The 19231-nt window shown below is 60.2% G+C and carries 17 protein-coding genes; 6 read left to right on the forward strand and 11 right to left on the reverse strand.

Features of this window, described 5'->3' with window-relative positions:
• Positions 1–79 precede the first annotated feature (79 nt).
• From GBM95_RS00935 to GBM95_RS00945, 3 genes are all read left to right on the forward strand, one after another.
• Entirely contained in the window at positions 80–667 is a 588-nt protein-coding gene (locus GBM95_RS00935) for a cytochrome c3 family protein (protein ID WP_152157370.1), read from the forward strand.
• Positions 668–832: 165 nt separating this feature from the next.
• Positions 833–3505: an aminopeptidase N gene (pepN, locus tag GBM95_RS00940; protein ID WP_152157371.1), complete on the forward strand. Its 2673-nt coding sequence runs from the start codon at positions 833–835 to the stop codon at positions 3503–3505.
• 38 nt (positions 3506–3543) lie between these two features.
• On the forward strand, positions 3544–4542 hold the full coding sequence (locus GBM95_RS00945; RefSeq protein WP_152157372.1) for a class 1 fructose-bisphosphatase: 999 nt from the start codon (positions 3544–3546) through the stop codon (positions 4540–4542).
• Positions 4543–4645: 103 nt separating this feature from the next.
• Here GBM95_RS00945 and GBM95_RS00950 read toward each other — a convergent pair whose 3' ends face one another.
• Positions 4646–5215, reverse strand: a complete 570-nt coding sequence (locus GBM95_RS00950) for a LapA family protein (RefSeq protein ID WP_226963099.1) — start codon at positions 5213–5215, stop codon at positions 4646–4648.
• A 127-nt stretch (positions 5216–5342) separates the two neighbouring features.
• Between GBM95_RS00950 and upp the strand changes: the two genes are divergently transcribed.
• Positions 5343–5993: a uracil phosphoribosyltransferase gene (gene upp / locus GBM95_RS00955; RefSeq protein WP_152157373.1), complete on the forward strand. Its 651-nt coding sequence runs from the start codon at positions 5343–5345 to the stop codon at positions 5991–5993.
• 343 nt (positions 5994–6336) lie between these two features.
• Positions 6337–7173 (forward strand): fumarate reductase subunit C, encoded by an 837-nt coding sequence (locus GBM95_RS00960; protein ID WP_152157374.1) that lies wholly within the window; start codon positions 6337–6339, stop codon positions 7171–7173.
• Between the two features lie 131 nt (positions 7174–7304).
• Here GBM95_RS00960 and GBM95_RS00965 read toward each other — a convergent pair whose 3' ends face one another.
• Genes GBM95_RS00965 through GBM95_RS00975 form a run of 3 tightly spaced genes read right to left on the reverse strand, consistent with a single transcriptional unit; the run spans position 7305 to position 12717 of the window.
• A complete protein-coding gene (locus tag GBM95_RS00965) occupies positions 7305–9089 on the reverse strand; it encodes a M24B family metallopeptidase (RefSeq protein WP_152157375.1) in 1785 nt (594 codons plus the stop codon).
• Positions 9090–9122: 33 nt separating this feature from the next.
• Entirely contained in the window at positions 9123–9494 is a 372-nt protein-coding gene (locus GBM95_RS00970; RefSeq protein WP_152157376.1) for a hypothetical protein, read from the reverse strand.
• A 46-nt stretch (positions 9495–9540) separates the two neighbouring features.
• Entirely contained in the window at positions 9541–12717 is a 3177-nt protein-coding gene (locus GBM95_RS00975) for a DEAD/DEAH box helicase family protein (RefSeq protein ID WP_152157377.1), read from the reverse strand.
• A gap of 620 nt (positions 12718–13337) precedes the next feature.
• On the opposite strand from GBM95_RS00975, the gene GBM95_RS00980 reads away from it, so the two are divergent.
• Entirely contained in the window at positions 13338–13667 is a 330-nt protein-coding gene (locus GBM95_RS00980; RefSeq protein ID WP_152157378.1) for an FKBP-type peptidyl-prolyl cis-trans isomerase, read from the forward strand.
• Here GBM95_RS00980 and GBM95_RS00985 read toward each other — a convergent pair.
• From GBM95_RS00985 to GBM95_RS01015, 7 genes are all read right to left on the reverse strand, one after another.
• A complete protein-coding gene (locus GBM95_RS00985) occupies positions 13634–14293 on the reverse strand; it encodes a Maf family protein (RefSeq protein WP_152157379.1) in 660 nt (219 codons plus the stop codon). The genes GBM95_RS00980 and GBM95_RS00985 overlap by 34 nt on opposite strands.
• 22 nt (positions 14294–14315) lie before the next feature.
• Positions 14316–14783 (reverse strand): 23S rRNA (pseudouridine(1915)-N(3))-methyltransferase RlmH, encoded by a 468-nt coding sequence (rlmH, locus tag GBM95_RS00990; protein ID WP_152157380.1) that lies wholly within the window; start codon positions 14781–14783, stop codon positions 14316–14318.
• Positions 14784–14789: 6 nt separating this feature from the next.
• Positions 14790–15185, reverse strand: coding sequence for a ribosome silencing factor (rsfS, locus tag GBM95_RS00995; protein WP_152157381.1), 396 nt, complete (start codon positions 15183–15185; stop codon positions 14790–14792).
• Positions 15186–15252: 67 nt separating this feature from the next.
• Positions 15253–15912, reverse strand: coding sequence for a nicotinate (nicotinamide) nucleotide adenylyltransferase (gene nadD / locus GBM95_RS01000; RefSeq protein ID WP_152157382.1), 660 nt, complete (start codon positions 15910–15912; stop codon positions 15253–15255).
• A gap of 14 nt (positions 15913–15926) precedes the next feature.
• Positions 15927–16559: a hypothetical protein gene (locus GBM95_RS01005; protein ID WP_152157383.1), complete on the reverse strand. Its 633-nt coding sequence runs from the start codon at positions 16557–16559 to the stop codon at positions 15927–15929.
• A 76-nt stretch (positions 16560–16635) separates the two neighbouring features.
• Entirely contained in the window at positions 16636–17919 is a 1284-nt protein-coding gene (gene purD / locus GBM95_RS01010) for a phosphoribosylamine--glycine ligase (protein ID WP_152157384.1), read from the reverse strand.
• Positions 17920–18139: 220 nt separating this feature from the next.
• Complete coding sequence (locus tag GBM95_RS01015) at positions 18140–18883, reverse strand: YebC/PmpR family DNA-binding transcriptional regulator (RefSeq protein WP_152157385.1); 744 nt, start codon at positions 18881–18883, stop codon at positions 18140–18142.
• Positions 18884–19231: the final 348 nt, after the last annotated feature.

The following is a 19231-nucleotide window of genomic DNA, read 5'->3' on the forward strand; positions in this document are numbered from 1 at the left end:
AGCTTCCTTCAAAGGCGCACGCCAGACCCGAATCGTTTCAGGAAGCTGACCGATCCCCTAATAAAGACAGGTTTACAAAATGAAAAAAGATAGCCCCTGGTACCTTGCTCTCTGGTGCGTTGTCGGCGTTGCTATCGGCATCGTGTTCGTCGGCGTGCTCACGTCTGTTGTTCACTGGGCCGGCACTGAAAAGTTCTGCGGCGAATTCTGCCACTCGATGGACGCCACCTACGTTGCCTATCAGAAGGGCGACCACTTCCGTACGGCTTCCGGCGCCACTGCCGGCTGCTCGGACTGCCACCTCAAGAATGAATCGAACCACTTCGCCGGTCCGATCGACTACACGGCTCTGCTGATCGACAAGGCCATCGCCGGCTCGAAGTCGCTCTTCGGCGAAATCGCCGGTCACCTCAGCACCCCGGAAAAGCAGATTGAAATGCGCCAGGAAATGGCTGAAGCCGTCCACGCTCAGATGATGGACCGCAACTGGGCCGCCTGCCGCGGCTGCCATGACGTGGCCCGCATGTACGATCCGAAGCGTCCGATGCTCGGCGAAATCCATCGCCACATGGGTCCCGAGGCTAAGAATGTCGACTGCCTCGCCTGCCATCCGACCGCCGGCCACAACTACGGCTACATCCTCAAGTTCGACACCGCCAAGAAGTAATCGCTTCAAGGCTCGTGCCTGAAACCGAAAAGCCCGGATCCTCACTGAGAGGCGCCGGGCTTTTTGTTTGCCCGGCAATCTTGGCCCGCGCGGCCCGGCGCGCCTTAAAATCTGCTCCATCATTCCTTCGCGGGGATTGTCCCCCGCTTTTTTTGCATAAAGCACATGGCCAAGACCATTTATCGCGGCGACTATCGCGCGCCGACGCATCTCATCGACACCATCCGGCTCGAATTCGACCTCAACGCCGAGGAAACGCTTGTCAAAAGCACGCTTGAGGTTCGGCCCAATCCCGAATGCACGGAAAAGGATCCGCCGCTCTTTCTGAACGGCGAAGATATCTCGCTCAGATCCGTTTCGCTCGACGGCCGTGAACTGAAGGACGGCGAATACAAAGTCGAAGGCAGCGGCCTCACCATTCCCGGCATCAAGAGCGCCCAGAAGCTCGAAATCGTGAATACCTTCAGCCCCAGGGCCAATACCGCGCTTTCGGGCATCTACGCTTCGGGCGTCAATCTGATGAGCCAGTGCGAAGCCCAGGGCTTCCGCCGCATCACATTCTTCGAGGACCGTCCGGACGTTCTCGCCCGCTACACAATCGTCATCCGCGGCTCCACGGAGGACTTCCCCGTCATGCTCTCGAACGGCAATCTGACCGAAGACCGCATGCTTGAGGACGGCCGCCGCGAAGTCACCTACGTCGACCCGTTCCCGAAGCCCTGCTACCTCTTTGCGCTCGTCGCCGGCAAGCTCGTCTCGCGCGCCTCTAAGTTCAGCCTCAAGGACGGCCGCACGGTGGATCTTTCCGTCTGGGTTGATCCGCAGGATCTCGACAAGACCGAACACACGCTTGAAAGCCTCAAGCGCGCCATCCGCTGGGATGAGGAGCGCTGGGGGCTTGAGCTCGACCTCAACGACTTCAAGATCGTCGCGACGAACGACTTCAACTTCGGCGCGATGGAAAATAAGGGCCTCAACATCTTCAATTCGCGCTGCGCGCTCGCGAACCCCAAGGTCGCGACCGACAGCGACTACCTGCGCATTGAGGGCGTCGTCGGCCACGAATACTTCCACAACTGGACGGGCGACCGCGTAACGCTTCGCGACTGGTTCCAGCTCACGCTGAAGGAGGGCCTCACGGTCTTCCGCGATCAGGAATTCTCGGCCGACATGCTGGGCGAACCCTCTGCCCGGGCCGTGCAGCGCATCCGCGACGTTTCCGTTCTGCGCGCGGCGCAGTTCATGGAGGACGCGGGCCCGATGGCGCACCCGATCCGCCCCGAAAGCTACCAGAACATCAACAACTTCTACACGAGCACCGTCTACGAAAAGGGCGCGGAAGTGATCCGCATGCTCCAGACGCTCCTCGGCCGCGAAACCTTCAGAAAGGGTTTTGACCTTTACATCGCCAAGAACGATGGTCATGCCGTCACGTGCGAAGCCTTCATCAACGCGATGGCCGAAGCTTCCGGACGCGACCTCACGGAATTCGCCAACTGGTATTCGCAGGCGGGCACGCCGCGCGTTACCGTCCGCAGGCACTGGGATGAGGTGAACCACAGGCTCACGCTTAACGTTCGTCAGTCGACGCCTCCGACGCCCGGTCAGTCCGTGAAGAAGCCCTTCCTCATTCCCTTCCCCGTGGCCTTCCTCAACAGCCGCGGAGAGGAAATGCCCGTGCAGCTTGCGGACGAGGACGAAGCGCCCGCAGCCGGCACCCGCATGTTCGAGCTCACGGACGAAACGACCGAATTTGTCTTCGGCGGCCTTGAGGAGCAGCCCGTCGTTTCGCTCAACCGAGGCTTCGCCGCTCCGATCATTCTCGATGCCGGCCTCTCGCAGGAGGAGCTCGCCTTCCTCGCCGCCAATGATCCGGATCCCTTCAACCGCTGGGATGCGATGAACCGGCTTCTCATCGACGCCGTTCACGCCCAGACCCGCGCGCGCCTTCTGAAGACGCCGGAAGACGTTTCTCCTCTCGTCATCAGCGCCGCTTCGAAGATCCTGCGCGACGAGAATCTCTCGCCCGCCTTCAAGGCCGTGGCGCTCACGATGCCTGGCGAAAAGCTCGTTGCCGAAGAGGATCCGCTCATTGACCCGCATGCCGTTCATGCCGGCTGGATTGCCGTGCGTCAGGCGATCGGCGAAAAGAACATTTCAGCGTTCCTTGAAACGGCTCAGGCGAACATCGTTGAAGGTCCCTACGAGCCGACCCCCGAAAAGGCCGGCAAGCGGGCGCTGCGCAACCTCGCCCTCGGCTATGCCCATGCGGCCGGTTCTCCGCGCGCCGCCATCATGATCAAGGATCAGTTCATGACGGCCAACAACCTCACGGACAAGCTCGCGGCGCTTCACATGATGGCGAATTCCCAGACGCCCGCCAAGCAGGATATGGAAGTCGACGCCCTCAAGGCCTGGTACCACGAACCGCTTCTCATCAACAAGTGGCTCACGATTCAGGCGACCGCGCCCTCGTTCCCGGGCGAAGCCCGCGTGCTCGAGCGCGTGCGCGAACTGACGCGCTGCCCGTTCTTCTCGCTCAAGAACCCGAACAACGTCTATGCGCTCCTTCTCGGGTACTTCCAGCAGAATCCGTCCGAATTCCATCTCGCCGACGGATCGGGCTACGCTTTCTGGGCCGAAATGGTGCTCGAACTCAACCGCATCAATCCGCAGGTTGCCGCCCGCGTGGCGCGCTCGCTCGACAACTGGCGCCGCTACACCCCCGCACTTGCCGAAAAGATGCATGCCGCCCTCGAGTCGGTTGAAGCCAAGCGCAGCGAACTCTCGCCCAATGTGGCTGAAATCATCGAAAAGGCGCTCGGCAATCCGCTCTGACCTTCCCTTTTTCCATTCTTCCTAAAGGAAACATTGTTGTGACTCCCCTTTCACTTCAGGAATTCCTCTCGCGCGAGGAAGCGCTCGCCGGCTCCGACCCGGTTCTCACCCGTCTTCTCATCGGCATCTCCGAGGCCTGCAAAGAAATTTCCGCCAAGGTCCGCGAAGGCGCCCTCGCGGGCGTGCTCGGTCTTGCCGGCAGCGAAAACGTGCAGGGTGAAGAGCAGAAGAAGCTCGACATCATTTCGAACGACATCTTCGTTGAAGCCGTCGCCCGCACCGGCGCCGTCTGCGGCATGGTGAGCGAGGAGGTTCCCGAACCCATCGCCGTTCCGGAGGAGCTTCCCCTCGGACCGTATCTCGCCTGCTTCGACCCGCTTGACGGCTCGAGCAACATCGACATCAACGTCTCGATCGGCTCGATCTTCGCGATCCTTCCGGCCGAACGTCCGAAGCGCGTCCCGGCGCCTCAGGACTTCCTGCAGCCCGGCAGGAACCTCACGGCGGCCGGCTACTGCATGTACGGTCCGCAGACGATTCTTGCCCTTACGCTCGGCCGCGGCGTCTTCCTCTTCACGCTCGACGACGTGACGGGCACCTTCCGCCTCACGAAGGGAAACGTGCGCGTTCCGCGCGAAGCCAAGGAATTCGCGATCAACATGTCGAACCAGCGCTTCTGGGAAGCGCCGGTCGTTCGCTACATCTCCGAACTCCTTCAGGGCAAGGATGGTCCGCGCGGCAAGAACTACAACATGCGCTGGGTCGCGGCCATGGTCGCCGAAGTGCACCGCATTCTGATGCGCGGCGGCATCTTCATGTATCCGCGCGACTCGAGAAATCCCGAGCGCGCCGGCAAGCTCCGCCTCCTCTATGAAGCCAATCCCATGTCGATGCTCATGGAGAATGCGGGCGGCGCCTCCACGAACGGCCACGAACGCATCCGCGACATCGTCCCGACGAACATCCACGAACGCGTGGCGGTGTTCCTCGGCGCTGCTGAGGAAGTCGAAACCGTGACGGGCTACCACAAGGCTTAATCCTGTCGGGCGCCGGCGCCGAATTGAAAATGCCCCGCTGAACTTCATTCAGACGGGGCATTTTTTTGCTTCAGCCTTCACGCATGCGTTTTGCGGCAGGCAGTCAGAAGAGTTCGCCGAAAAGCTCCTTCTTCTTCTTTTCATCCTTCACTTCGCCTTCAGTGGCGGGAAGCACGTTCGAAACCTTCTTGTCGATGTCGAGAAGCTTTTCAGAAACGGCATTCCGCTGCGCGGTCTGCTCTTCCTTCAGCTGGTCGCGCAGAAGCGCAAGCTCGCGGTCCTGCTGGTCGCCGCGCTCCTTCATGAATTTATTGAGCTCCTCGGTCTTTGCCACCATCAGGGCTTCGAGCTGATCCATGCGCGCACGCATGTCCTTGCCGAGCTCCGTAATGCGGCTCTTGTCGGCATCCTCCGCCGCCTGACGGGCGATGCGGGCTTCCTTATGCGCCTGGCGAATTTCCATCACGACGCTCGCCTGCTGCCAGATCGTATAGATCATGAGGAGCGCAATGATGGCGGCAAAAGCCACCACGACAATGATGCCGAGCGGTGCGGTGATTTCGGTATAGACGAGATTGACCGTCGTTTCCTGCGAAAGCGCCGACCAGTTGATGATCAGAAACACGGCGAGAAGCACGAGGATGAGCATCATGCCGAGAGTGCGAAGCTTCACGTTGAACTCCATTGAATTTGGGCAAAAAACGGGCGTCATACGGCAGAGCCCGGCGCCTTCCTATAATAACTCGCAAGGCATTCTGCCCGATTCCCGCCAATTCTGAAATTTGTGTGAGCCCTAAGCCATGAAGACCGATCCTCGTTTCCCGCGCCTGCATATCGTTGACCATCCGCTCGTCCAGCATAAGCTCTCTCTCATGCGTGACAAGCGTACGAGCACGCGCGACTTCCGCGAGCTCCTCTCCGAGCTCGCGCTCCTCATGGGTTACGAGCTCACGCGCGATTTCCCCGTTGCGCTCGAAGAGGTTGAAACGCCCGTTGCCCACTGCTGGTCCCCGATGCTTACCGGCAAGAAGTGCGTGATCGTTCCGGTTCTTCGCGCCGGCCTCGGCATGTCGGACGCGCTGCTCACGCTGATGCCCTCTGCGCGCGTGGGGCACATCGGCCTCTACCGCGACGAGAATCATCGTCCGGTTGAATACCTCGTCAAGCTCCCCGCGCAGCTCGACGGCCGAACCTTCATTGTTGTCGACCCGATGGTCGCTACCGGCTACTCCGCCGCTCATGCCGTGGACGTTCTTAAAAAGCGCGGCGTGCCGGGCGAAAGCATCCGCTTCATGGCGCTTGTCGCCGCACCTGAAGGCGTCGAGGTCTTCTCGAAGCTTCATCCGGATGTGGATCTCTATGTGGCATCCCTCGACGAACGCCTCAACGAAAACGCCTACATCGTTCCGGGTCTGGGCGACGCCGGCGACCGCATTTTCGGCACGAAATAAGCCAGTGGCCTGAAATTTGCCCGAACGCCTCCCTTCACGGGGAGGCGTTTTTTTATGGTCCTTCACCGTCCGGCATGCTTCATTTTTTTAAACGTCAAAAGTCAGTATTAACCCTGATTACTGCTTTTACATAAGGTTTAAATAAGCCTTTTCATACGTATATACGCGTATTTTTAGAGCGCGAAGCAAGATACATGCCGTTTCGTTCTGCAATATTTATTGACGAAAATCAAATAGAGCAGGTCGCCGACAGCTCATCATTCGGTCAAAGAGATCCGAATCCCATGTCCGGACGATGCTCCAGGACATTTCCCCTTTTTCCAACTTCTAGGACCATTCGAAAATGGCGACTGATAAAGAAAAATATTCCCATACGCCGACCGCTACGGACAATGTCTGGGGCGTGGGCCTCAAGGATGCCAAGCGCCAGAGCAAGTGCACTGCCCGCCTTGACGTGGCGCAGTCCGTCACCGGCCTCATCCTCGGCATCTTCCTTTTCTGCCACATGGCCTTCACGGGTTCCGTGAACTTCGGCAAGGACCTCTTCGCCAACCTGATCGCCACCTCCGGCGGCGTCTGGCTCGACGGCGCCGACCATGCCTGGATGCACGTCGTCTTCGTTGGCTTCATCTTCCTCTGCGTGATCGTTCACATGTTCTGCGCGCTGCGTCGCTTCCCGACCTCCTACAAGCAGCTCCATGACATCCGCTCGCACGTCAAGCTCGTTCATCACGAAGACACGACCCTCTGGTGGGTTCAGCTCATCACGGCCTTCTGCCTCTTCTTCCTCGTGTTCCCGCACCTGATGAGCATGCTCGTCAATCCGCACGGCTTTGACCCCAACCTCATCGGCGTCCACACCTATCACAACGGCCTCCTCTACACGTTCATCTTCCTCGTCTGCACGGAACTGCACGGCATGATCGGCCTCTATCGTCTTGCTGTTAAGTGGGACATCTTCGCGAAGAACCCCGAAACGAAGATCATGGACCAGCGCGCCGGCAGCGACCGCACCGGTCTTCGCAAGGGCATGCTGATCGTTGCTCTCCTTATGATCGTCGGCGGCTCCATCACGATGTGGACCAACTACTCGATCGGTGCTGAGCAGATCGCCAACAACGCTGAAACGCAGCGTTATGAGTTCTCCGAAGGCGCCAGCTGGTACAACCACGCCAAGTAATCCTTCGCAAAGAACAGCTCGTCGTTCTCCTTTCGTCTCCTCTCAGAAGGAGGAGACGAGGCGATGCAGAAACAAAAGCTCCCGTAAGTCGTTCAGGCTTGACGGGAGCTTTTTTATGGGCTTTCAAAGCCTCAGGCCGCTTTAACAGGCTTCACCGCCCGTTCAAGCCACCGGCGGCAGCGGTCGGAAACGCGAGGCATCAGGAACGCGAGCCGCGCTTCATTGAAGCGGTTGAGATCGTCGGCAAGGTCGCCGAAGGGCTCAGGGAGCGTTCGCGTATCAATCGGCATCATCGTGAGCGCATCGAACCTGAGGAATCTGCCGAATTCCGTTTCAATGTCCTTTTGGCAGACCATCAGATTCTCGACGCGGATCCCCCAGCGTCCGGCCCGATAGAGTCCCGGCTCGTCCGAGAGCACATTCCCGGGAGCGAGCGGAATCGCCCGGGCGCGCGGCGAAATGGTGACCGGACCTTCGTGGACATTGAGCACATAACCGACGCCGTGTCCCGTGCCGTGACCGAAGTCGAGCCCCTCCGACCAGAGGTCGATTCTGGCCGCGAGGTCAATGCCGGCGCCGGTCGACCCTTCGGGGAAGCGGAGCTTCAGAAGCCTCAGCATCGCACGGGTCACAAGACCGCAGTCGCGCTTCATTTCAGGAGTCGGCTTGCCGACGGGCGTCATGCGCGTAATGTCGGTCGTACCGCATTCATACTGGCCGCCCGAGTCAATGAGGAGAAGCCCGTCGCCTTCGAGAGCAACACCGCCCTCTGCGGGCGTCGCATAGTGCGGAAAGGCCGCATTCGGCCCAAAGGCGGCGATGGTGGGGAAGCTTTCCTCAAAGAATTCCTCGTCCCTGGCGCGCCAGGCATGCAGCATCCGGGCGCAATCCGCTTCCGTTACCCGCTCGCCCTTCGTCAGGCGCTCATCGAGCTCTGCGTAGAACTCTGCGAGCGCCACCGCATCGCGTTCATGCGCTTCGCGAATGGCCGAGATTTCTTCGGGAGTCTTCATGCATTTGAGCATCATCACGGGAGAAGCGCCCGAGACGCGCCGTTCCTCCGGAATCAATCCGAAAAGCGCTGCATTCGTGCGTTCCGGATCGGCAAGGATCCGCAGTTCCTTCGCCCAGCGTTCGAGCACTTCGGGGAGCTTCTCCGGCGAAGCGAGCGAGATGCCGTCGTCCATGAGACGCGCCTCAATGCCGGGAAGAAGCCTCCCGGGATCGAGGAAAAGCACGGCGTCTTCTTCGCTGACGAGCAGGTTCGCGAGAAAGACAGGGTTGCAGGGCACGTCGTCGCCCCTCAGATTCGTAGTCCAGGCGACGTCATCTAAAAGCGTGAAAAGCGCCGCAGAAGCGCCTGCCTCACGGATGCGCGCTCTCACGGCAGAGAACTTCTCCGCTCTCGACCTTCCCGGACGCTTCATTTCCCTCACGGAAGAAAGACGCGGGAGCGGCCGCTCAGGCCAGAGCACCTTCCAGTCGGGGAAGCTGCTTCTCAGCTCCATCCCTTCATGGGCGAGCTTATGGGAGAGCTTCTCAGCGAAGTCTGCCGAGAGAAGCTCCATGTCTGCGCCGACGGCATTACCGGGAACAACATGTCCTGCAAACCACTCGGCAATCATCTCTACCGGCTCCCGGGTGAGCTTGAGAAGCGAGATTTCCCCGGGGAGCTGAACCCCGGCCTGCTCCCAATAGCGGCTGTCGGCCAGAAGCGCTGCTGCGCCTTCGGCAATGAGAAGCGTGCCGGCGCTTCCCGTGAAGCCAGAAAGCGCCTGCCGAAGCTTCCAGTCATCCGGAACATACTCGGAAAGATGAGGATCCGCCGTCGGAACAATCACGCCTGCGAGACCAAGACGGCTCATCTCTTCTCGGCAGCGTTGCAGGCGCTCGAGCGCCTCCTTCGTTGAATTCATAGGCACTCCAAAAAATAAAAAGCTTTCAGGTGATCAGAAAAGCTTGCGGATCATGACGGTGACGGGGAATCCCACGTGCTGCTCGCTCTCGCTGTCTTCGCCGATATCGAGCGATACGACGCGCCAGCCGGCATCGCGCAATTCGTCAAGCGTGGCGGAGACGCCGAGATCCGCACAGGCAAGAGGCGTTTCCTTCATGCGGGAAAGCACCGTCACCGGGCGTTCCGTTACGCAGGTTGCCTCTGAATGATAGGGCGCGTCCAGAAGGGGATCGCGCGAGACGGCACTGCTCAGTCCGCCGCGCGCGGTCGTTCCTCCGCCCGTTCCCACGGGCGCGGCGCAGCCCGAAAGAAGGGCTGCGCCAGCAAGGGCGAGAAGAAGCGCATTCACTTTAAGTTTCGTCATGGCGTCACGCGGGAAAAGCAGAAGTTTTCCGATTCTAAGCGAACCGCTATTCGCTGCGCGGCTTGCGCGGCGGACGAGCCCCGAACTTTTTCTTAAAGTTTCCGGATTTACGGAATTTGCCAAACTTCTTTTTCCCGCCGTCATGCTTCATGCCGTCGAGGGGCGGCGTGCTCCCGTAAACCGTCCGCATGCCGGTGCGGTCGAAGTCTTCGGCAGGCGTCGTCTGCGCGAAGGAAAGCGTCGTCGGCTGGTCATTCCCCCAGCTGCCAGAGCTCTGCCAGGGAAGCCCGGAGGACTTCTTCGGCTGACGCGGACGATAGTGAATGGAATTGCCGAAGTTGTCGTCATCCTCGAACCCATCGTCCGTGGGGAATCCCTGAGAAGGCTTGGGCTTCGCAAGGCGCGGCGTCTTCTTCTTTTTAAAGAAGTCTCTGCGACGTCGACTGCCGCCGTCTTCCTTTTTCTCCACGACGGCAGGAACCGGAGATTCGCCCGATGAAGCAGCATCGGTGAAGGGTTCCTGGGGGCGAGCTTCGGCAGGAAGCGCCTCCATGGGGAGATCTTCCTTTTCAGACGGACCGCGGCGCTTCTTAAAGGGCGTGCGGAGATTCGGGCCGCCCGCCTTTCTGAACTTCTCGCGGCGCTTCCTCGGCGCTCTTTCACCTTCTTCCTGAGGAGGCGGGAAATCGTCCGCTGCGAGCGGCACCGTCAGCGCCTCATCCCGGAATTCATCACGCTCGGGCTGAGCCGGCACGTCCTTCACGAGGCGCGTCCTGCGCTTTTGGTTCTGGTTCTGGGGCTTGCGCAGGCGGGTTGCGTTCGGATTCCTGCGATTGTCCTTAAAGTCCTTCGTGCCGCGGCCGAACTTCTTCTGCCCCGGACGCTTTGCGCCGGGCTGAACGGGAAGAATGCCTTCCATTTCAGGCATGGGCTCTTCCCGGCGGCGCTTCGACTGACGAATGGTACCGCGCTTGCCGACCATCTGATGCGTCAGCTTTTCGCCGCCCTTCATGGCCCGGCGCATGCGGTCCTGCGCGGCGCGCAGCTCCACCGTATTGGAGGAAAGCGGCTCGGTAATGGTTACCGTAGGCTCATACGCTTCGCTCGGACGATAGTCGGATCGAATCGTGAGCGTGCGGCGATGGGGCTGAGGCACGTCCTCAGAGACGTCTTCGGCTTCAGACTCGTCATCATCATCCTCGTCGTACTCATCGTCCGCGTCGTCCTCAAGCTCATCGCCTTCATCATCGAAGTCGTCCACATCCCCGAAGTCTGAGTCGAGCGATTCATCAGCCTCTTCTTCGCAGAGGTCGTCCTGCTCGTTCTCATCGTCCTCAGATTCTTCAGAGTCTTCGTCCTCTTCTGCATCTGAGTATTCGCCGGATTCGTCTTCATCCTCAGGGAGATCATCCTCTTCCCAGTCGGCAGAATCCTCATCCTCGTCCTCTTCCCATTCGAAGTCGTCATCCTCTTCGGTCTCTTCGACGGCTTCAGGTACTTGAGGTTCTTCTGTTTCTTCAGGGATTCCGGCAGCTTCGGATTCTTCGGCTTCTCCAGGAGCCTCGTCTTCAGGAGGCTCTGCCGCGGGAAGCGCTTCGAGCGCCACCGGTTCCTCAGAAGCGGAGAACGGCTCTTCCTTCTCCTCAGCCGTCGCCGGCTCCGCAGAAAGAGCGGTCTCTTCCTGCGGTGCTGCAGACTCATCTGCGGAAACTTCAGGAAGAGCCGGGGCTTCGGCGCGCGGCTTTCTGCCGAAACCGATGTCCGAGAGCTCAAGAATTTGTCTGACCGTCACCCCGGGCGCAACTTCACATGAGCCCGGAGATGCCGGAAGTTCGGGCGTTTCCGGAGCTGAGGCAGGAGCGGCTGCGGCTTCCTTCTTACGGGGGATCTTTCCGGCTTTGGCAAGCGCCTCTCCGAAGGCTGAGAGGAAGGCTTCCCCGGGATGCGACTCCCTCGGCCGGCACACTTCATAAGCGTCGTCGGGAATTTCAGGAAGCACGATATCGGCTTCAGGGGCCGCCGCCGGCGCTTCCACGGGATCCGCGTTGAGGCGCTCCCAGACGATGTCGAGACGCTCCTCGCTGGAAAGGCTCATAAGAGCTTCCCTGCGCGCAGCGCAGGCTTCCTCCGTTTCCATCAGACCATCCGGGAAGCCGGAGCTTTTCTTCTGTCGAAGAACAAAGCGCAGATCCGCAGCAAGCTGAGCGCGAAGCGAGACAAAGAGGTCGATATCCTCGCGGTGAATGTAGGTGCGGACTTCGCCGGGATGATCCCGCAGCACGGCAAACGCCGCAATGCGTTCATAAACCGCAGGGGACCCCTGCAGATTCATGACGAAGACGTATTCGAAGGTTCCCGGAGGGATGTATCTGAGATCCTCCGGCGTTGCAACCAGGACGCGGCTCTTGGTTCCCCGGGCTAAAGACCTTGAGACGCCGGACCAGCCTTCCGAGAGAAGCTTGTTGTTGATGATGCGCAGATCCAGCTGACCGAGTGCCGCTTCAAATTCAGTCGCTCTGGCGCGATGCGGAACGACGACCAGAATCCGGGAGCCCTCAGGCAGCTTCGAAATGTCGGTCCAGAAAATGCAGTATTTGGTTGCCCTCGGAACCAGGTCGAAGCGCTCGAAAATTTCGGGCGGCTGGTATCGGGCGCCGGGGTGAAAAACCCTGCAGCCGGGAACAATGTCCTCCGCGGCCTTGACAATGCCGTCGCTCCAGAAGTTGGAGAGAATGCCGAGCGATTTGAGCGATTCAGGGGGAAGCTTTCCGAGGAGCGCCTTCAGCCGCGCCAATTCATCCGCGTTGACGGCAAAGTACTCGAAATACGCCACGATGACGCGCTCAACGCTGTCAAGCCGAAGACCGAAATCGTCTCCGACGCGCTCAAGGAATCTTGGGGGACCGGCGACGAAATCAACGCCAACGAGCGCGCGGCGCCTGCGGTTGAAGTCTTCTCCCGGACGAGCAGGAAAGGTATTGACGCGCGACGGGTAGACCAGTGCATCCATGCGCCAGCAAAGGCGTGCGGCAACGTCGAGTCCCGGCGTAATGATGAGGGTGCGCGGAGCGCGTCCGCGCTCGAGGCCGGAATCATTCTCGGGATTCAGATACTCGGCGAGCGCCAGAAGTGCAGCCGTTGTTTTGCCGCTTCCGCCATGAGCGCAGATCAGATGCGGGTGACCCGCGCGGAATTCGCGCAGAAGCAGAGCTTGAGCCGGCAAGAGCGCAGACCAGTTCCATTTCTTAAGCTTCTGCTGAAAAAAATCAGCCAGATGGAATTTCGAGAGGTTCACGATGTTTCCAACTTTGAGCCCTCGCCGGCGGAGAACCCTTTTCGCCCGCTCACTGGGAGTGAGTCGAACGAGGGCCGTCCGGGAGGCATGCAGTCCGAATGCACACGGAATTTCCGCTGAGTCGGAAACTGCATGAAATCAATAAATTCTTTGGAAGCCCTCCGGCAGAACGGCTTATCGCTCCTGCGGGTATTCCGCCCTTGGGTCGGGCGGAAAGGGAAGCGCTCCTGGCCTCCCGGGCAATGTATTTTGTGGCGCGCAGTGGAGATGCTTCGCGCGCTTCGGGATGAATGAGGCAATCGGCGAGGATTTCTCGATGCTCTCGGAGACCTTGTTGTTGTCCCTGCCCGCTGCAAAGCGCCTGACAAAATCAGAACGTCCGAATCCGGGGCTGCCGCATCAATCCTCTGATGAAGATGCCGTCCGGGATTCTAGCAAATCCGCATGCGCTTCCCCAGGGCTCCTCAAGCCGTCCGCAAGCAGGCAAAATGAAGGAAGCGGGGAATTCCTCTCCGCTTGTTTTATTTCTCAGCGAAGGAGCCTCAGAAATGCCTCTCAAGGATCTCATCATCGAAGACATCGTCGCAGGCACCGGTCCCGCAGTCAAGGCGGGCGACCCCGTCAGCGTGCACTACACGGGCCGCCTCGAGGACGGCACGGTCTTCGACTCAAGCGAAGGCAGAGACCCGCTTGACTTCACCTGCGGCATCGGCCTTGTGATCCCGGGCTGGGATCAGGGCCTCATCGGCCTCAAAAAAGGCGGCAAGCGCCGCCTTTCCATCCCGGCCCGTCTTGCCTACGGCGAAATGGGTTATCCGGGCGTTATTCCGCCCAACGCCGATCTTTATTTCGACGTCGAGCTGGTCGGAATCGGCTGAATGAGCGCCGGCGCCGGAACGCCGTAACTTGCGAGAAGTTCCGCCGCCTCGCAAACGGGGAGCCCCATGATGCCGGTGTAGCTCCCCGCGACTGATCGCACGAAAAGGCCGGCAAGCCCCTGAATGCCGTAGCCGCCTGCCTTGTCGTAGGGTTCATCGGTCATTACGTAGCGCCCGATTTCCTCTTCCGACATCGGACGCATCGTGACGCCTGAAAGCACCACCAGCGCCCGGTAGTCCTCGCGAGAGCGGCCGACGGCAACGGCCGTTCTCACTTCATGCGTCCGTCCGGAAAGCGCCCGCATGAAGCGGGCAGCCTCCTCGCGGTCCCGCGGCTTGCCGAGGATCCTTCCGTCAAGGCTCACCACCGTATCAGCCGCGAGCACCGGAGCATCCATGCGGGGATCACTCAGCTCATTTCTCGCTGCAATCCCGTCCATCAGCTTCGTTACCGCGGTTCGAAGCACGTAGTCTGCAGGCGTTTCCCCGGGGAGCTCTTCCTCATCGCCGGCAAACCAGCCTCTCGGCTCTGAAGGGTCCGAAAGCACCTGAGGCTCCCAGCCGTAGGCCCGGAGAAGCTCCCGCCTGCGCGGGCTCTTGCTTGCAAGGTAGATGAAGTTCTGCATGGCGTCGCCTCTTGCGGAAAAATCAGGCGCGGTGGTAGGGATGACCCGCGCCGATCGACCAGACGCGGTAAAGCTGTTCGGCAAGAAATACCCGGGCGAGCGCATGGGGCATCGTCATTGCGGAGAGCCGCATGAGGCGCTTCGCCTTTTCCTTCACTTCGGGCGCGAGTCCGTCAGGGCCGCCGATGACGAAGACAACGCGCGAGGATTCGCTCATCCATTCATTGAGCGCCCGCGCGAACTCCGTCGTGGTGAAGTCCTTTCCGTGTTCGTCGAGCACAACGACATAGTCGTCTTCCTCGAGCGCCTCGAGAATGCGGGCCCCTTCAAGCTGCATGAGCTTTGCGGGCGTCTGACCCGCGCGGGGCTCCGTGCGGATTTCCTTCAATTCCACCCGCCACGTACGCGGAAAGCGCCCGAGGTAGCCGCGCACAGCATCCTGCGCCCAGTCGGAAATATGCTGCCCGACGGCAAGAATCAGAACGCGCATGCCGTATTAAGCCTGCTTTTCAGCGCGGTGCGGCATCAGATGCGGAGCGCACTCCGACTTCTGCGCTTCAAGGAAGACTTCCTTGCCGCCCCAGATTTCCTCGAGGTTGTAGTAGTCGCGGACATTGGGCTGGAGCACGTGAACAACCACCGTTCCAAGGTCGACGAGGACCCATTCGCCGGTATCCCCGCCTTCAATGCCGAGGACTTCGCCGCCCGCTTCCTTCACGGCGCTGGAGACCGCATAGGCAAGCGCGCGGGTCTGGCGGTTCGAGGAGCCGGACGCAATGATGACGCGCTCAAACTGATCGGTCAGCTTTTCGGTATTAAAAATCTTGATGTCGCGCGCTTTGACGTCTTCGAGCGCCTCAATTGCGGTGGCGACAAGCTGGTTGAGTTCCATAAGTTCTGCTTTAAAAAATTAAGAAAAAACGGCATGCCGGAAACCGGCGCACCGGTAAAAAACTTCTTCAGCGGGCGCCGTAGAGCGACGCCGAGCGAATATAGGCGGCGACCTCAAGCGGCAGCCACCCGTCGACCTTCTTCATTGCCTCGGCAAAGGGATAAGCACGGATGACGCGGCGGATTTCCGTTGCGCTCGCCTCATGCGGCGCCATCTCGAAAAAAGCAATTCTGCCGGCCGGCGCTTCGGTGAGTTCTTCCGCACGGGTCATCCGGTCTTTCGCCCATGCAGCGACCTCAGGAGAAGCCTCAAGCGCCTCGCCTCCCCGGCGGCACACTGCGAGATCAGCATATTGAGCCAGTTCCTGCCAGTTCTTCCAGGTGTGAAGGTTCTTCCACTGGTCGCCGCCAAGAATGAGCACGAGCGGAATCGAGGGCCCGAGCCGCTTTCTCAGCGTCCTCAGCGTCACCCGGGTATAGGTGGGGCCGAGCCGCATGAGTTCGAGCGGTTCAATCCGAAAGCCCGCCATTTTATCCAAAGCGAGCTCGAGCATGGCGAGGCGCACCTCAGCCGGAGAAACAAGATCCTTCTGCCAGGGATTCCCGGCAGGCAGAAAATCCACCCGCACCAGCTGAAGCGCATCCTTTGCCGCTCTCGCCAGAGCGAGATGTCCCTCATGTACGGGGTCGAAAGTGCCGCCGAGAAGTCCGATTCCGCGGGGTATCACAATCCAATGCTCCCTTAAGGGTTGCGCGTGAACGAGGCAAAACCGCGATCAACGCGGCCGTCCTTGAACTTGAGTCCGACCCAGTTGAGTTCGAGCTCCTCGAGGCCCCGGGCATTCTTGAGGAAGCGCTGGCTGAACCAGAATTTCCATCCGAAGCCGTCTTCATGGGAAGGCTTTCCGATATGTTCGGCAACTTCCTTTTCAGTCATGCCGAGCCCGGTGAGGCCCAATCGAACCGGAAGATTGCGGGCTTCAAGCCTGCCGCAGGTGCGCGGCACTTCACGCTCATCCTTTACCCATTCAATCTGAGCCTCGGTGATCTCGCTCGACGCCGTCGCGATCAGCCAGACGATCATCGGCCGGCCGCCTTCGGTGCCGGTAAAGCATGCAAAGTCGCGCTCAAAATAGCCCGCGCCTTCGCGCAGTCTTGCCGCGCGGAAGCGCTCTGCCACCTCCCTGAGGCCGGTGCTTCCCAGAAAGAAGGGCTCCCGGCCGAACTGCACGAATTCGCCGACGGGTTCCGTGAGCGTTGCCGGCGCATCGAGCGTGGTCGACGGATAGCCGAAGGGCGACGCTACTTCAGCTCCGGCGGGGGCCGCAGCAAAAAACGCAGCAATAAGAGCGGACGTGAAGAATGGCTTGATCATTTCTCAGAAAGCAGGCATGAGAGACACCTACCATATCATTTCCCGCCCGCTCTGAGGCGTATGGAGTTGTTAACGGTTAGCGGCCGATCGCGCGCCAGCCGATGTCGGAGCGCATCTGCATGCCGTCGAAGTGCACGCCGCGGGCGAGCTCGTAGGCCGTCTTCTGCGCTTCGGCAAGGGGAGAGCCGAGGCCGACGGCGCAAAGAACGCGGCCGCCGGAAACGATCGTGCGCCCTTCAGCGTCCGTCTTCGTGCCGGCGTGGAAGACGCGGGCATCGGGACCATTTTCCGGAAGACGATCGATAACCGCACCTTTTTCCGGATGCTGCGGATAGCCGCGGGCGGCGATCACCACGCCGAGCGCGCTTCTCGGATCCCATTCGATGGAGGCTTCATTGAGCTTGCCGGCAATGGCGGCTTCAACCACCTTTGCGAAGTCGCTCTTGATGCGCATCATGATGGGCTGCGTTTCCGGATCGCCCATGCGGCAGTTGAATTCGAGCGTGCGCACGTCAGCCGTGCCGTCCGCGCGGCGCTTGATCATGAGGCCGGCATAAAGGAAGCCCGTGTAGCGCACGCCTTCCTTCGCCATGCCTTCCACCGTCGGGCGGATGATCTCGCGCATCACCTGATCATGAATGTCGGGCGTCACGACGGGAGCCGGAGAATAGGCGCCCATGCCGCCGGTGTTGGGACCCTGGTCGGCGTCGAGAAGGCGCTTGTGGTCCTGGCTCGTCGCGAGAGGGAGGATGTGTTCGCCGTCCACCATGACGATGAAGGAAGCTTCCTCGCCGTCGAGGAAGTCCTCAATGACGACGCGCGCGCCGGCAGAACCGAACGCATGACCTTCAAGCATGGAATCGATCGCTGCGTAGGCTTCGTCGAGCGTCATGGCGACGACGACGCCCTTGCCGGCAGCAAGGCCGTCGGCCTTGATGACGATCGGAGCGCCCTTCTTTTCCACATAAGCGCGGGCCGCCTTCGGGTCCGTGAAGGTCTCATAGTCCGCAGTCGGAATGCCGTGGCGCTTCATGAAGGCCTTGGCAAAATCCTTCGAGCTTTCGAGCTGCGCGGCCGCTTTTTCCGGTCCGAAAATGCCCAGACCGGCAGCGCGGAAGGCGTCGACGACGCCGGCGGCAAGAGGCGCCTCGGGGCCGACAACCGTAAAGGCAACGCCTTCCTTCTTCACGAATTCAATGAGTTCCTCGTTGCCGGAAAGGGCAACGTTTTCGAGCTTGTCGGTAAGTGCAGTGCCTGCGTTGCCGGGCGCCACAAAAACCTTTTCCACGCCGGCGCCCTGAGAAAGACGCCAGGCCAGAGCATGTTCGCGGCCGCCGCTGCCGATGACGAGAAGCTTCATTGCAAAATTCTCCAGAATTTCAATTGGGAAGAACCGGCAAAGAAAAACGCCGGCCTCAGAGGATATTTTCCCCGTTATCCGGGCTCAAAGCACCGGGACGGGACTATCTTTTTATTGGAAAAAGGCCGGAATGCTTAATTTTATTCCGGCCTTTTTAAAGGCGTTCAGAAAGTCTTCCGGGAAATGACGATCCCGGGAGTTTTCCGTCCCCAGGCGGGCATTACGCTTCCTCAGGGAGCTCGAAATCAGCCGAGGTGTAGACCTGCTGAACGTCGTCGAGCTCTTCGAGGGCGTCGATCAGACGCTGCATGCGGGCAGCTTCCTCGCCTTCGAGGTGCGTTTCGTTGAGGGGCTTCCAGGTAATTTCAGCGACTTCAGGCTGCATGCCGGCCGCTTCAAAGGCCTTCTGCACGGCATCAAACTGTTCCGGAGCGCAGGTGACTTCGATCGAGCCGTCATCCGGATCCGTGAGGACGTCGTCGGCGCCGGCCTCAAGGGCGACTTCCATCGCCTGATCTTCGGTCACGGAGCCCGGGGCGAAGAAGAAGTCGCCCACATGCTTGAACTGGAAGGAAACCGAACCTTCGGTGCCGAGATTGCCGCCGTTCTTCGAAAGGATGTGACGGACATCAGCAACGGTACGGACGCGGTTGTCGGTCGTGCAGTCAATGATGAGCGCAGCGCCGCCGACGCCGTAGCCTTCGTAGCGGACGTCTTCGTAGGAGACGCCTTCGAGCTGGCCCGTGCCCTTCAGAATGGCGTTCTGGATCGTGTCCTTAGGCACATTGCCCGCGCGCGCCTTGATGAGCGCAAGACGCAGACGGGAGTTCGACTCCGGTTCGCCGCCGCCCATGCGGGCAGCAACGATGATTTCGCGGACGAGCTTCGTCCAAAGATTGGAGCGCTTGGCGTCCTGACGGCCTTTGCGGTGCTGAATATTGGCCCACTTGGAATGACCCGACATTTTGTATCAACCTCTTTACAGGGAATGGGTAGAGCGCTGGGCCTCGGCTGCGGTCGCGCGAGGAGAGGCCTTGCCGCCCGCTGGCATTGCTTTCGGGGAAAGCCCGGACGGCGCAAAACTTGGACTTCCGGACGAGCAGACAAAACGAGCGTCAAATCCGGAGAGAGGCGTATTTTAGAGCATCCGAATGCTTCATACCCGAGTTTTCACCGAGAGATATGCGTCAGGGCCTTGAGCGAGCCTGTCGGAATCTCCCGGAGTCCGCCGCGCTCACGATCGACAGTGAAGTTCCGGCCTCCCGGGGGTTAGGAGCGAACCACTGTCATTAATTCCTCATTTCTTGGTAGA

Source organism: Sutterella seckii (assembly GCF_009183815.1).
Lineage (GTDB): Bacteria > Pseudomonadota > Gammaproteobacteria > Burkholderiales > Burkholderiaceae_F > Sutterella > Sutterella seckii.

Bases quoted from the DNA above. Each gene is read 5' to 3' on its own strand.
- GBM95_RS00935 (WP_152157370.1), top strand. From the start codon at position 80: ATGAAAAAAGATAGCCCCTGGTACCTTGCTCTCTGGTGCGTTGTCGGC.
- pepN (WP_152157371.1), top strand. From the start codon at position 833: ATGGCCAAGACCATTTATCGCGGCGACTATCGCGCGCCGACGCATCTC.
- upp (WP_152157373.1), top strand. From the start codon at position 5,343: ATGAAGACCGATCCTCGTTTCCCGCGCCTGCATATCGTTGACCATCCG.
- GBM95_RS00960 (WP_152157374.1), top strand. From the start codon at position 6,337: ATGGCGACTGATAAAGAAAAATATTCCCATACGCCGACCGCTACGGAC.
- GBM95_RS00965 (WP_152157375.1), bottom strand. From the start codon at position 9,089: ATGAATTCAACGAAGGAGGCGCTCGAGCGCCTGCAACGCTGCCGAGAA.
- GBM95_RS00970 (WP_152157376.1), bottom strand. From the start codon at position 9,494: ATGACGAAACTTAAAGTGAATGCGCTTCTTCTCGCCCTTGCTGGCGCA.
- GBM95_RS00980 (WP_152157378.1), top strand. From the start codon at position 13,338: ATGCCTCTCAAGGATCTCATCATCGAAGACATCGTCGCAGGCACCGGT.
- GBM95_RS00985 (WP_152157379.1), bottom strand. From the start codon at position 14,293: ATGCAGAACTTCATCTACCTTGCAAGCAAGAGCCCGCGCAGGCGGGAG.
- rlmH (WP_152157380.1), bottom strand. From the start codon at position 14,783: ATGCGCGTTCTGATTCTTGCCGTCGGGCAGCATATTTCCGACTGGGCG.
- rsfS (WP_152157381.1), bottom strand. From the start codon at position 15,185: ATGGAACTCAACCAGCTTGTCGCCACCGCAATTGAGGCGCTCGAAGAC.
- GBM95_RS01005 (WP_152157383.1), bottom strand. From the start codon at position 16,559: ATGATCAAGCCATTCTTCACGTCCGCTCTTATTGCTGCGTTTTTTGCT.
- purD (WP_152157384.1), bottom strand. From the start codon at position 17,919: ATGAAGCTTCTCGTCATCGGCAGCGGCGGCCGCGAACATGCTCTGGCC.
- GBM95_RS01015 (WP_152157385.1), bottom strand. From the start codon at position 18,883: ATGTCGGGTCATTCCAAGTGGGCCAATATTCAGCACCGCAAAGGCCGT.